The 13149-nt window shown below is 46.8% G+C and carries 10 protein-coding genes; all 10 read left to right on the top strand.

The genetic code is table 11. From position 1 onward, the window contains the following. Positions 1 to 120 precede the first annotated feature (120 nt). The 10 genes from WDB71_RS11125 (at position 121) to WDB71_RS11080 (ending at position 13089) form a co-directional block, all read left to right on the top strand. Complete coding sequence (locus WDB71_RS11125) at positions 121 to 2904, top strand: SLBB domain-containing protein (RefSeq protein WP_341501657.1); 2784 nt, start codon at positions 121 to 123, stop codon at positions 2902 to 2904. Between the two features lie 115 nt (positions 2905 to 3019). Then, positions 3020 to 4003: a Wzz/FepE/Etk N-terminal domain-containing protein gene (locus WDB71_RS11120; RefSeq protein WP_341501656.1), complete on the top strand. Its 984-nt coding sequence runs from the start codon at positions 3020 to 3022 to the stop codon at positions 4001 to 4003. Then, positions 4000 to 4989 (top strand): exopolysaccharide biosynthesis polyprenyl glycosylphosphotransferase, encoded by a 990-nt coding sequence (locus WDB71_RS11115; RefSeq protein ID WP_341501655.1) that lies wholly within the window; start codon positions 4000 to 4002, stop codon positions 4987 to 4989. The genes WDB71_RS11120 and WDB71_RS11115 overlap by 4 nt, the downstream gene beginning before the upstream one ends. 166 nt (positions 4990 to 5155) lie before the next feature. Continuing rightward, entirely contained in the window at positions 5156 to 6445 is a 1290-nt protein-coding gene (locus WDB71_RS11110; protein ID WP_341501654.1) for an oligosaccharide flippase family protein, read from the top strand. 92 nt (positions 6446 to 6537) lie between these two features. Next, entirely contained in the window at positions 6538 to 7827 is a 1290-nt protein-coding gene (locus WDB71_RS11105; RefSeq protein ID WP_341501653.1) for a hypothetical protein, read from the top strand. After that, on the top strand, positions 7815 to 8699 hold the full coding sequence (locus WDB71_RS11100) for a glycosyltransferase (protein ID WP_341501652.1): 885 nt from the start codon (positions 7815 to 7817) through the stop codon (positions 8697 to 8699). The genes WDB71_RS11105 and WDB71_RS11100 overlap by 13 nt, the downstream gene beginning before the upstream one ends. Then, positions 8696 to 9811, top strand: coding sequence for a hypothetical protein (locus WDB71_RS11095; protein ID WP_341501651.1), 1116 nt, complete (start codon positions 8696 to 8698; stop codon positions 9809 to 9811). Before WDB71_RS11100 ends, WDB71_RS11095 begins: the two co-directional genes overlap by 4 nt. Before the next feature lie 21 nt (positions 9812 to 9832). Continuing rightward, positions 9833 to 10963 (top strand): glycosyltransferase, encoded by a 1131-nt coding sequence (locus WDB71_RS11090; RefSeq protein ID WP_341501650.1) that lies wholly within the window; start codon positions 9833 to 9835, stop codon positions 10961 to 10963. A gap of 3 nt (positions 10964 to 10966) precedes the next feature. Then, positions 10967 to 12091 carry a glycosyltransferase family 4 protein gene (locus tag WDB71_RS11085; RefSeq protein ID WP_341501649.1) on the top strand — a complete coding sequence of 375 codons (1125 nt, stop codon included), beginning with the start codon at positions 10967 to 10969 and terminating at the stop codon, positions 12089 to 12091. Positions 12092 to 12171: 80 nt separating this feature from the next. Then, the gene (locus tag WDB71_RS11080) at positions 12172 to 13089 is read left to right on the top strand and encodes an IS5 family transposase (protein ID WP_341501457.1); all 918 of its coding nucleotides are present in this window, start codon (positions 12172 to 12174) and stop codon (positions 13087 to 13089) included. Positions 13090 to 13149 lie beyond the last annotated feature (60 nt).

The following is a 13149-nucleotide window of genomic DNA, read 5'->3' as shown; positions in this document are numbered from 1 at the left end:
CTGCAGGCGCTTTAATGCCTGCGCAAGAAGCAAGCACTTACAGCACTTTGGGGGCTGCAACCCAAGGGCGGTAGCGTGCCTGAATGATAATAACCTTCAAAGATGGAAACGGAGCCTAGCGTGCTGAGGATATTGGCCTTTGTTGTAGTCTGTGTGATGGCGCTGCTGCTGTCGCCGCAAGCGGCGGCAATCACGCCGACACCGGCGATGATCGAGCAGTTCAAGACGCTGCCGAAGTCGGAGCAGGAGCGCCTGATGCGCCAATACGGCCTGGATCCGGCCATGCTGGGAGTGGGTTCACAGCCTGGGCTGAACAAGCAGCAGGTGCTGCCCCAGGAGCTGACGCCAAAGCAGCGCAAACTGCGTGAGGAAGAGGCGAAGAGGGAAGAAGGTGCCCAGCCAGAAGATGATAACGAGCTTAAGCGCTTCGGTATGGCGTTGTTTGACCCCGAGGTGTCCACCTTTGCGCCCGTCGACAACGCCCCCGTGCCGGCCGACTATACCCTGGGACCGGGCGATGAGCTGCTGATTCAGCTATTCGGCAAGGAAAGCCAGCAACTGCAGTTGGCCATCAGCCGGGACGGCAGCGTCAATTTCCCCGAGCTTGGCCCTATCCAGTTGGCCGGCCTGCACTTTGGCGATGCCAAGGCACTGCTCCAGCAGCGCATCCAGGAGCAGATGATCGGCGTCCAGGCCGCCATCAGCATGGGCAAGCTGCGCACCATCACCGTTTTCGTGGCGGGAGAGGCCAGGTATCCGGGGCGCTATACCCTGTCGGGCTTGTCTTCCGTATCCCAGGCCATGTTCGTGGCCGGCGGCATCAATGACATCGGCTCGCTGCGCAATGTGCAGGTAAAACGCGGCGGCAAGACGGTCGCCAGCTTCGACCTCTACGATTTGCTGCTGACCGGTGACGGCAGCGGCGATGTTCGCCTGCAAAGCGGCGACGTGCTGTTCATTCCTACCGTTCACGCCTTGGTCAAGGTGACGGGCGAGGTGCGCCGCCCGGCCATTTATGAGCTGCGCAAAGGCGAAACCCTGCAGGACGCCATCCAGATGTCGGGTGGCCTCAAGGCCGGCGCCTACCCCAGGGCCTCGACCCTGGTCCGCTTCAACGACCAGTACCAGAAAGAGCTGATCCACGTCGACCTGACGTCGGCCATGGCCCGAAAGCAACACCTGCAGGACGGCGATGAGCTGCAGGTTCGCTCGACCAGTGCCCGTCTGGCCGATGCCATAGTACTGGCAGGCCATGTGGCCCGCCCCGGCTTCTTTGCCTTCAGGGATGGGCTGACCGTTAGCGGCCTGCTGCCGTCGGTCAAGGCCGATCTCCTTGCCAGCGCCGACCTCAACCTGGCGCTGGTGATCCGTACCGATCCCCAAACCCAGCTGCAGTCGGCGATCGCCGTCGAACTGCAAAAGGCGATTGCCCAGCCCGGCTCCGCCTTCGATGTTCGCCTCGAGCAGGGCGATAAGCTGCTGGTCTTTCCCCGGGCCGATGAAGGCTTTAGCCGAAGCGAGCTGAACGCACGCGTCCAGCAGAAACTCAAGGCCCATATCGAGCTCCCCGAGGACATGCGCTGGACCAATGGCGATATCTTTGCCGAGGGCTTTGAACTTAGTGGCCAAGACAATGGCGAAAGCCCCTCCCTCAGCACAGAGGTGGCCGGGGTGCAGATCACCGATGCCGCCACGGCAGAGGTCGCGGCGCTGATTGGCAGCGATCTGCTCAGCAGTGAAGAAAAAGATCGCCACCTGGTGCGCGCGGTCAAGGAAATACTGCAGTCCCTCTATCAGGATGAAGAGGCCTTGGTGCTGTCCAGCCAGATGACCCGCAGCGAGCTGCTGGCTCCCGTCATTGCCGACTTCAAGGCCCAGGCAGGTGGCGATGTCGGCCTGGAGCTGGTGACCCTTACTGGCGACGTGCGAGTACCCGGGGAATACCCCCTGACCCGGGATGGCAGCGTCCGTAGCCTGGTGTTGGCCGCCGGTGGCCTGAACAGCTCCGCCTACCGCCTGCGTGCCGAGCTGACCAGGGCCGAAGGCAGCCGCGAGGGCGAGAACGGCATCCAGGTGGCCCATCTGCCGATCAACCTTGTCGAGGTGATGCAGGAGCAGCTTTCCTTCAGGCTGCAGCCCAGGGATCAACTCAACGTGTTCTCCACGCCGGACTGGAACGTCAGCCGGACCATAGAGGTGCGTGGCGAGGTGCGCTTCCCCGGGACCTATACCATTCAGCGTGGCGAAAGCCTCCAGGACGTCCTGGCCAGGGCGGGCGGGCTCAATGAAGCGGCCTTCCCCCAGGGCGCCGTCTTTACCCGTGAGCAGATCCGCGAGCGCGAGCAGCGCCAGGTCAAGAAACTCAGTGACCAGCTGCGCTCCGATGTGGCGACCCGGGCCCTGTCTGCGGAACAAACCCAGATCAGCGCCCAGGATGCCATGGCCATGATCAACCAGCTTGAGAGGCTGACCCCGGTCGGACGCCTGGTGATCGACCTGGCGGCCATCCTGGAAGGTGACGAGCATGCTGACCTCCCGGTTGAAGACGGCGACGTGCTCTACGTGCCCCGCCGCACCAAGACGGTCACAGTGGTGGGTGAAGTCCAGCATGCGACCAGCCATCACTTCGCGCCTGGCATGGATACCGAAGATTACCTGAAGTTGTCCGGTGGCCTGCGTAAACGCGCCGATGATGACCGCATCTATGTGATCCGCGCCGATGGCTCGGTGATGATCCCGGAAAACGGCTCCTGGTTCGCCGAGAACAACGGCGATATCCGCCCCGGCGACACCATAGTGGTGCCCCTGGATACCGAGTACCAGAACAGCCTGTCGCTGTGGAGCCAGGTGACCCAGATCATCTACCAGAGCGCTGTGGCCATCGCGGCGGTGGCAACGCTTTAAGCAAACGGGACCGGGCGCAAGATCCGGTCCCCGCTTTCGTTATCAGGTCGTTTCGAGTGCCACGCTCTCGGCCTGAAACTATCCTCTAGATCTGTCTTCAACCAAGAGTTGATGTATGAACAACATGAAAGACGCTGAATTCCCAAGCCAGCAGCTGCATACGCCACAGGGGCATTACCAGCCTGTTCAGGATGATGAGATCGATCTCAGGGAGCTGTTTGCTGCCATTTGGGCCGGCAAGTGGCTCATTACCGGTGTCACCACAGTTTTCGCCGTGGCCTCGGTGATCATCGCTCTGTCCCTGCCCAATATCTACAAGTCTGAAGTGCTGTTAGCTCCGGCTGACAACCAACAGCAGGGAGGCCTCGGCGCCTTGGCAGGGCAGTTTGGCGGCCTGGCTGCCATGGCGGGCATCAACCTTGGAGGTGGTAATACCGACCAAACCACCCTGGCATTGGAGGTGCTCAAGTCTCGGGAGTTCATCACCGGCTTTATCGACAGGCATGACATCCTGGTGCCACTGATGGCAGCAGAAGGGTGGGATAGGGCGACAAACAAGCTGGAGTTGGATGCCGATGTTTACGACGAAAAGAGTGGCCAATGGGTCCGAGAGGTAAAGGCGCCTTTCCAGCCCAAACCATCAGCCCAAGAGGCCTATAAAGAATTTATAGAGGAAAGTCTTAGCGTCGGAAAAGACAAGAAGACCGGAATGGTCACATTGGGGATAAACCACTACTCGCCAGAAATTGCCCAGCAATGGGCAACCTGGCTGGTTGAAGACTTGAATGAAGTCATGCGCCAACGTGACCAAGCTGAGGCGACCAAGAGCATTCAATACCTGGAAAGTCAGATCGAGAAGACAAGGCTAGCCGACCTCAAGTCAATGCTTTACCAACTTGTTGAGGAGCAGACAAAAATCCTGATGTTTGCCGAAGTTAGGGATGAATACGTGTTTAAAACCATCGACCCTGCAGTTGTTCCAGAAGAAAAAGCAAGTCCAAGAAGAGCTCTAATTTGCGTGCTTGGGGTCATGCTCGGTGGATTGCTATCGTTCATATTCGTTCTTATTCGTTACTTTTCCAAGAAGGATTGCACATGAATGTCTACCTGAAAAATTCAGATGATTTTTCTATAGAAGAGTTACGAACGAGTTTTAATACGAGAGGTTTGAGTAAGTCCCAAGCCTATAGTACGGAAAGGATATACGTCTTCTGCCCAGAGGATGAAGTCGATAACATCAAGGCGGCCACAAAAAGTCTAGAAGTTGAGTTGCTATTCAATAAGATTGAACCTGAAGGGATAAAAGGAAAAGTTATATGTCATTACAGGAGCAGCGATTTACAAGAGCGCTATCGTAACTTCCTTGTTCTTGCTACTGAAGTTGGGGCTTGGGTAGAGCCATTAGTAAGCTATTTGGATACTAAATTAGGCTATACAACAATAGAATTGCTGCATTCAGGTTATTTTCTTCATCAACGAGCCTTTTCAATTCTTTCTGACAAAAAACAAGAAACTCGGAAGCGTATATTGGACTTGTTGCTTGCAGGAACAATTTTCATCTTGACTCTGCCTGTAATGATATTGACAGCCATGCTGATTAAGTTGGAATCCAGAGGGCCTATCCTCTACCGTCAGCATCGTGTGGGACAGTTTAACGAAGACTTTGAAGTTATTAAATTTAGGTCAATGAGGACGGATGCAGAATTAAATGGCGCGGTTTGGGCTAAAGAAAATGATGATAGAGTTACAAAAGTTGGTCGCTTTATAAGGAAAACGCGAATTGATGAATTACCTCAGTTAATTAATGTTTTCAAAGGGGAAATGTCCTTAGTGGGCCCTCGCCCTGAACGGGAGGTTTTTGTAAAAGACTTAGAGGCCCATATACCCTATTATAGGTTTCGACATGCGGTAAAGCCCGGAATAACGGGTCTCGCGCAGGTTAAATACCCTTATGGTGCATCAATAGAGGATGCAAAGTGGAAGCATCGGTTTGATATACATTACATAAAACACCATCAGACATTACTCGATTTTAAAATTATTCTTATGACAATCAAGGTCGTTGTTTTTGGGATGGGTCGTTAAAAAACGAACATGCTATAAATACAAGATAGAGCAGTGCTGTTGCGAATGCCTAATAAAGATTTCAGAGTGGTTTGATTATCCCTCTTTATAATGACTCATAAAATACAAAGGCATCCGCTCAGGGCTTGTTGGATGAAGGGCGTCATTAATTAAAGACGTCTAAGGCGTGCCTGCATCTGTATATCTTTCTGCGTATGCTGGTTGTTATAATTTATTGGACTTGATTGGTGGTTGCAGTTATATGAAGCGCCTTTTGTTAGACAGGGCTTTTGGGGCTTACATAGGTGCTTATCAGCTTATTGCAAGCTCGTTGGGAGAGTCATTACTTAGGTTTCTAGCTGTATTTCTTATTGCAGGGGAGTTAGGTCTTGAGGACTTTGGTGATTTTTCTGTAGTCATTGCTGCATCTGCTATTAGTGCTGCAATATGTAATTTCGGGGCATATAACTTAGTAATGGCCGCTGATGAAGATATTGGAGCTATATACGGAAAGGAGTTTTTGTTTTTAAGTATAAACCTTGCTTTGTTGGGCTCGTTAGTGTTGCCTTTGATGATTTTTGGAGCGGGCTATACGATAGATGTCATTGCAGTTTTTTTTGCTGAAACTTTACTGCTAGCGACCCAATCAATCACTTATGCTGGTCTGCTTTCTCAGGGAGAAAGCAAGGTTTTATCTTCGGTTAGACTAAAACTTTCTCTTCTTTTTTTATCAGTTTCGGTAATTTGGGCTAAGTTCTTCGGTGGCCAGAACTTTTATATTTATTATATTTCTTACTCTCTCCTGGGTTTTTTTCTTTATGTCTATATATCTCATCGATATTTAAAGGCTTGCTTTGTATGTTGCATTGATGATGCTTGGTATTTGCAAAGGGTAAGAGATGGACAGTGGTTTCTTTTATCCGGCCTGTCTAGAACTATTTTTTTTAATGCCGATAAGATTCTAATATCATTTTTGTATTCTTCATCTACGGTGGCGATTTATTCAATAGCAATGAGAATGTTTAATACTATTTTTAATGTCGTCAATGCAGGATTGTCTTCAACAGAAGCTCTTTATTACAAGCTTGAAGCTATTGAACTGAAAGAACACTACATCAAGGCAGTAAAGTTATGTCTTATTTTATCACTGGCGTTATGGGCTGTGATAGTGGCCTCTGGTAAGTTTGTTGAGATTATTTTGCCTGAAGGATTCGAAGATTCATTGAATTCCTTTTTTATCCTCAGTAGTGCGCTTTTCTTCCAGGTTCTGCTTTGGAATAATCTTAATCTACTTAATGGGTTGAGGCTGGAGTTTTGGCGCTTTGCCTGCATGGTTTTTGGCTGTATTTCTTTGATTGCTATTAACTTTGTTTTTTCTATGTTGATGCCTGAAAACCCACATTCCCCAAGCTTTTCTTATGTCACGGTAATTGTGCTAATGATGATTTTTTCCTTTTGTAAAGTGAGGAAGCATTGAAACACCTAATAGAAACTCATTTTCATTGCTACAAGCTACAAGAGCCAAGAATTGTGAGTCCGCATAGCATTGCTTTAACTAAAAGATTTGATGTGTTAATAAAGATCCTCTATTTGGACTTGTTGGAGGTTGGTGACCCCAGAGCAGATGAAATTTATAGAAAGCATATTGAAATAATTACTGAAGGAAGTTTCAAAGAAAATGGAAACCCTGATAAGTGTTCATTAGAAGGATTTAAACGTGAGTTTTTAAAAGTATATAAGTCAATTTCATTGTCATCATTTGATCCTCGTTTGAGCTTGGTCCCGGTTGGGACTGATGGCGGGATACTTGATGGTGCACATAGAATGGCTTGTGCATTGAAGCTTGGCCTCAATGTTGAGGTACTTCCAATTGATGCTCAGACAAAAACTTATGACTCTGAATTCTTTATAAAGAATGGAATGCCTATAGAGTGGTGCGAGCTAGCAGTTAAGAATGCTTTACGTTATTTCCCAAATGTGTTTGTCGCTTGTGTGTGGGCTGGCCACGAGGCCTGCAAGGAGTTAGAAAAACATGTTGATATAATTTATTCTAAGAAAGTTAAGTCAGATATTCGTAGTGTTAAAAATCTTGTTATCGAGTTCTATGGCCAAGAAGAATGGATAGGAAGTTTAAATAATGGCTTCTCTGGAGCTGACGGAAAAGTTGAGCCTTGTCTTAGTAAAGATGGAAATCTCTATTTGGTATGGTTCAAGTGCTCAAGAAGCATATTAGACTTGAAGGACACCGTAAGAGAAAAATTTGGACTGGGAAAGCACTCTATCCATATAACAGATACCGCTGAAGAATGCGTAGGCCATTCTGACTTCCTCCTTTCTGAAGCATTTGAGCATATCATTCATAGGTTTGATTTTGATTCGAGATTTAGTGTGTTGGCTTTGAAGATGCTAAAAGAAAGTAGGGAAAAGATAAGCGAGGGAGTGATTTCTGGGAGTTGTCTTTGGGCTCTTAGTAACTACAGAGAGGCTTCAGATATTGACTTCATAACTAAGAGGACTGTAACCCAAGATCAAGAAACGCATAACTGCTATGAATCGTTTTTTCCTGTGCCAATAGAAGCTCTTATTGACAAAAACCTCTATAGCTTTAAATTTATGGGTTTTCGCTTTCTTGATTTTTTTCCTATTGTTTGGATGAAAGAAAAAAGGGGAGAGCCAAAGGATAAGTTAGATCTCAATCTCATAAATGAAAAGAAAACTTGCCTTTGGGATAAATTTAGCGGCCATTACATATATATTAGAATGAGGTCTAAGTTTTTACTTGTTAAACTGCTTAAAGCTTTGGGACTGCTAGAATATGCAATTCTAATTAAAAGCAAGGTGGCTAAGTGGAACCGCTAATTTCTGTTATTCTACCTGTGTATAAAGAAAACGTCAGGTGGATTGAAAAATCAGTTTCTTCTATACTCTCTCAGTCATTTAGTAGTTTTGAATTGATAATTGTTCTGGATGACCCAGATAACATTGATGCTGAAAGATTTATACGAGAAGTAAGCTCAAAAGATAGTAGAGTCAGGTCCTATAAAAATAACAAAAATCGAGGCTTGATTTATAACTTAAACTTCATGAGCAAAGTCTCGCGTGGTAAGTATATTGCCAGAATGGATGCAGATGATATTGCCATGCCAGATAGGTTAGAAAAGCAGCTTAAATATTTGGTTGAGCATAGGCTTGATATTGTTGGCTCTCAAATGATAGTTGTTGACAGCGAAGATAAGCCAGTAAGAATGCTAGCTAAGACAAAGCCGTTAGTAAATAGTTCAGACCCGTCAATTTTGTTTAGGACGCCAGCATATCACCCAACTTGGCTAGCCAAAAGAGATGTTATATTGACCCTGGGGTACAGAAATGTTTATTGTGCAGAAGATTATGACTTGTTACTTCGTTCACTTCTAAAAGGATATCAAGTCGGTAACTCACAAGAATGTTTACTCTACTATAGAGTAAATACAGGCTCTATTTCTAATGAAAAGTCTTATGATCAAATGCTAATGAAGGAGAGGGTTATTTCTCTATTTAAGAAAGGAAGGTTAATAGATGAAGTTCCGTCCTGCAGACCAAATGTTGTTTGTAGAAAATTTCACGGCGTTGCGCATTCTCTTTTTATTATATTTTCTAAGGGAAGGCTAAAGTATGCACCGTTAGTCATTCCTATAATTTTGTTGAGCTCGCTTTATCGCAGGCATTTTTTTAGAGCTATACTTAATAGATGAGAATATTAATCCCACTTTTCTTGTTGCTCCCAAAGTTTGGGTTTGTTGATTTTGGGATTTTATTCCTGTTTTTTTATGTTGTTTTTTTTAGGAAACTGCGGATTAGTTTGGATGTCGGGCTTGTTCTAATTCTTATTATAATAGGTCTTGCTCTTGTTTCCTCTATTTTTTCCGGTGGAGTTATAACTGCAGAGTATGTGTTAAAGCCCGTAAGACTTTTATTGGTTTATGTACTAGCAAAATCCTGTGTCCCGTTTAATGTACAGTCATTTGTTGAAGGTCTGTCAGCAGCAGTCATTATAAACTCACTTCTCATATACTTTCAGTTTCTTGGTTCGATGTATGGCTTTGACGTATACTACAACCCAGATTTTTTTGATAACCATAATATTATATATAGGCAGCCAGGCTTTTTTGCAGGGTACCCAGAGCATTCAATATTATTGGCAATGTCTCTGGTTTTAAGTTTTTCCTACTCTAAAAGATGTTTTTACGCTCTTGTGTTAGTTGCATTACCGTCGGCGATATTTTCTGGTAGGACTGGGGTTTACTCGCTATTGCTAGGCTTACTTATCACATCATTCTTTTCGGCATTTTTCACTTTGAAGGGGGCTCTTCGCATTTCAACTTTAGTCGCTATTTTGTGTGCGTCTTTTCTTTTTATTTCGTCACATAAACACCATCTACATCCTCAAGTTTCCTTTGCTCTTGAGCATGTCTTATTGCCATTAGAAGGCTTAATGTCAGGCCGTATGGGCGACTATAGTACGGAAGATCTTCTGCAAAATCACTATAAATTTCCTGATGATATAACAACTTTGCTTGTTGGTAATTCTTTGCCCCCCTTTGAAGGGGGAGTGGAGTCTGATGTTTCTATAATAAGAATACTTTATGGGAATGGAATTTTTTCTTTGTTGCTGTATCTGATTCTATTTCTCTATTTTTCTATCCACTTTTTGACGAGCCCGCGGGGGATGGCTAGAGAGTCATTTATTTTATGCCTGATATTTTTAATCGCTTTGCTGAAAGGCCCGTTTTTGTTTTCTCGTGTTGTTGGTGATGCCTTTTTATTGTCTGCAATTGTATTTTCATCGGTTAATAGAAGAGCGTAATCATGTTAAAGGTTGGAGTATATGGTTGACGTTGTGTTACATGTAATAACGGGTCTGGATAACGGTGGGGCAGAAGCAACCCTTTACCGGCTGGCAATATCGCAAAAGTGTCGCCCTGTTGTTGTTTCTCTGACAGGAGGTGGAAAGTATGGAGAAATGCTGAAAAGTGCAGGGGTAGTAGTTTATTATCTAAATATGCCGCGAGGTAGAGTTACCATCTCTGGGCTATTTCGGCTGCTGTGTATACTAAAAAAACATAAGCCAGCTGTCGTTCAGACGTGGATGTACCATGCAAATCTAATTGGAGGGATAATTTCCAGGCTTGCAGGGGTAAGAGATGTGCATTGGGGGATGCATAACGCTTTCCTTGATCCAAAAACCTCTAAAAAGTCAACTGTGCTTGCATCAAAAATATGTGCCATGATAAGTCATTTCATACCTAAGACTATAGTATACTGCGCGGAAAAAAGTTTAGCTATACATTCTAAAGAAGGCTATAGAAAAGATGTTGCTTTAGTTATTCCTAATGGTTACGACTTGAATGCATTTAGCCCTAATTTAGATGCAAGGGGAAGTGTTCGCAATTTTCTTGGAGTAAGCAAAGATACCTTTTTGCTTGGTTGTGTCGCTAGGTTTGATCCTTATAAAGATCACGGGAACCTTATCAAAGCACTAACATTTCTAAATAGTAAGTCCGTAAACTTCTTGTGTATTCTTGTTGGAAAAGGAATGGATGATGAAAATAATGAGATTGTTAAACTGATTAATGATAATAAGATAGAGAGCAAGGTTTGGCTCCTGGGAGAGCGAGACGATGTTTGTTCGATAATGAATGCCATGGATTGTCACGTTCTTTCAAGCTCTAGCGAGGCCTTTCCCAACGTCTTGTGTGAGGCCATGGCATGTGAAACACCCTGTGTTAGTACTGATGTCGGTGATGCATCTGTCATCGTGAAAGGGACGGGTTGGATTGTTCCGCCAAAAGATTCCTTGGCTCTTGGTAAAGCAATGCTAGAGGCATGGAATGAGTGGAGTAGTGATTTTGAGTCTTGGGGGAGGCGAAAGGAAAGCAGTAGAGAAGAAATTCAAAAAAAATACTCACTTGAAGCTATGGTTAAGGGATATGAGGCTTTATGGGGAATAAAAGGTTAATGCATGCACATTATACTAGTAGGTAACAATTCAGACTCTATGTTAAATTTTCGAGGTTCCTTAGTAAGGAACTTGATGGCTGTGGGGCATAGAGTCACCGTTGTCTGTCCTTCTGATGCTAACTCTAGCAAGTTGCTAAATAAATTGGGGTGTGATTTTCTCCCCATAAAACTGTCCCCGAAAGGAATTAACCCTTTACAAGATATTGCTCTTTTTGTTTCCCTTGTTGTTGCGTTTAGAAAAGCAAAGCCTGACCTTATTATTAACTACACAATAAAGCCTGTTATATATGGTTCTTTGGCGTCAGCTTTTTGTAGTGCTAAATGTGTATCCGTCACTACGGGGCTTGGCTATGTTTTCATAAATGAGAACATTGTTTCTAGAATCGCTAGGTTGCTGTATAAGGTCTCCCTGAATTTTTCCAGTAAGGTATGTTTTCTGAATGCTTGTGATAAGGAAGAGTTTTTGAAGTCAGGGATCATTCCTAAGCATAAAGCCTTTATTTTGCCTGGTGAGGGGGTAGATCTAGATCATTTTTCTCCTACGTATATGGCGCCTGAGAGGCGAGGTGGTAATAGCTCTCACTTTACTTTTATTATGATTGCTAGGGCTTTGAAAGATAAAGGAGTCTTTGAGTATATCAACGCCGCTAGGAAGGCAATTAAGGTAAATGAAGGGGTTCGATTCCTTTTCTTAGGAGAGCTAGGAGCAGCTAACCCTTCGGCTGTAAGCAAAGCCGAGTTTTTGGATTTTGTTGCTGAGGGAGTAGTTGAGTATTTAGGAGTGGCAGATGATGTTAGGCCTTACATCTCAGCGGCAGATTGTGTGGTCCTGCCTTCATATCGAGAAGGGCTATCGCGGGTACTCTTAGAGGCAGCTGCCATGTGTAAGCCAATTATTTCGAGTGATGCGCCAGGATGCACTGATGTCGTGCTTAATGGTGTAAATGGTTTTCAAGTTCCAGTTGGTGATGCGGATGGCCTGTTTGAAGCATTCTTGAAAATAGCTTCGTTTTCCGAAAAAGAACGGGCTGAGATGGGGCGGAAGGGCAGGAAACTAGTCTTGGACATGTATTCGGATGAAATTGTCTTTCAAAAATATCTTTCCCTTTTTAAGGGGTTGGAGTAAAAATGGCGTTGTTTCCCAAATCGTTGAACCATTCCGTGTCGCCGTGATCTGATCCGCGTCGCACTCACGGGAAACAACGGATGGGCAAGGCCAGACACAAGATCAGCAACTGGGCAGCGTACAACCGCGCATTGGTCAACAGGGGGTCATTGACCGTCTGGATGGACGAGGCCGCCATCCGTCATTGGCGCTGCCAGCAGCACCACGGTGGCCGGGGGCGAGGCTTTGAGTACAGCGATACCGCCATCGAGACGGCGCTGATGCTGAAGGGCCTCTTCAACCTGCCGCTGCGGGCCCTGGAGGGCTTTATCAACTCCCTGTTTCGACTGATGGAGGTGCCGCTGTCCTCGCCCAGTTACAGCTGTATCAGCAAGCGTGCCAAGACGGTGACTATCCGCTATCGCCGGCGCAGCCAGGGCGACATGACCCACCTGGTCATTGACGCCACCGGCCTCAAGGTGTTCGGCGAAGGGGAGTGGAAGACACGCAAGCACGGCAAGGAGAAGCGGCGTGTCTGGCGTAAGCTGCACCTGGCGGTGGATGCCGACAGCCATGCCGTCGTTGCCGCCGAAGTCAGCCTGGATAAGGTTGGCGACAACGAAGTGTTGCCGTTCCTGCTGAACCCGCTTCGCCGTCGCATCGAACGAGTCAGTGCCGACGGTGCCTACGACAGCAAGGGGTGCCATCGGCTGGTAATGAGAAAGGGCGCCAGGGCTGTTATTCCACCGCGCAAGACAGCAGGGTTCTGGGAGGATGGCCATCCCAGAAACGAAGCGGTGGCGGCGCTCAAGGCCGGTCGCCTTGATGAATGGAAAGTCCGCAGCGGCTATCACCGGCGTTCCCTGGCAGAAACGGCGATGTTTCGGTACAAGCAGCTGATTGGCCCAAAGCTGAGCCTGCGCGACTACAACGGCCAGGTTGCCGAGGCTCTGGCCGGGGTGAAGGTGATGAACAAAGTCATAGGACTGGGTATGCCCGAACGCCAGCAGGTCAATTAAGGGCCTGGCGGCCTTGGGGGTTGGGCCGTCCAGAGACTGATTTGATCAACAACGCCAGTA

The organism is Gallaecimonas sp. GXIMD4217 (assembly GCF_038087665.1).
In the GTDB taxonomy this organism is placed as follows: Bacteria; Pseudomonadota; Gammaproteobacteria; order Enterobacterales; family Gallaecimonadaceae; genus Gallaecimonas.
The sequence above is the reverse complement of the archived record's forward strand: the minus strand, read 5'-3'. Positions and strand labels throughout refer to the sequence as shown.

What these genes read in the sequence shown, in the direction of transcription:
- WDB71_RS11115 (WP_341501655.1), top strand. Translation starts at nt 4,000, where the DNA reads ATGAATGTCTACCTGAAAAATTCAGATGATTTTTCTATAGAAGAGTTA.
- WDB71_RS11095 (WP_341501651.1), top strand. Translation starts at nt 8,696, where the DNA reads ATGAGAATATTAATCCCACTTTTCTTGTTGCTCCCAAAGTTTGGGTTT.
- WDB71_RS11120 (WP_341501656.1), top strand. Translation starts at nt 3,020, where the DNA reads ATGAACAACATGAAAGACGCTGAATTCCCAAGCCAGCAGCTGCATACG.
- WDB71_RS11080 (WP_341501457.1), top strand. Translation starts at nt 12,172, where the DNA reads ATGGGCAAGGCCAGACACAAGATCAGCAACTGGGCAGCGTACAACCGC.
- WDB71_RS11090 (WP_341501650.1), top strand. Translation starts at nt 9,833, where the DNA reads ATGGTTGACGTTGTGTTACATGTAATAACGGGTCTGGATAACGGTGGG.
- WDB71_RS11085 (WP_341501649.1), top strand. Translation starts at nt 10,967, where the DNA reads ATGCACATTATACTAGTAGGTAACAATTCAGACTCTATGTTAAATTTT.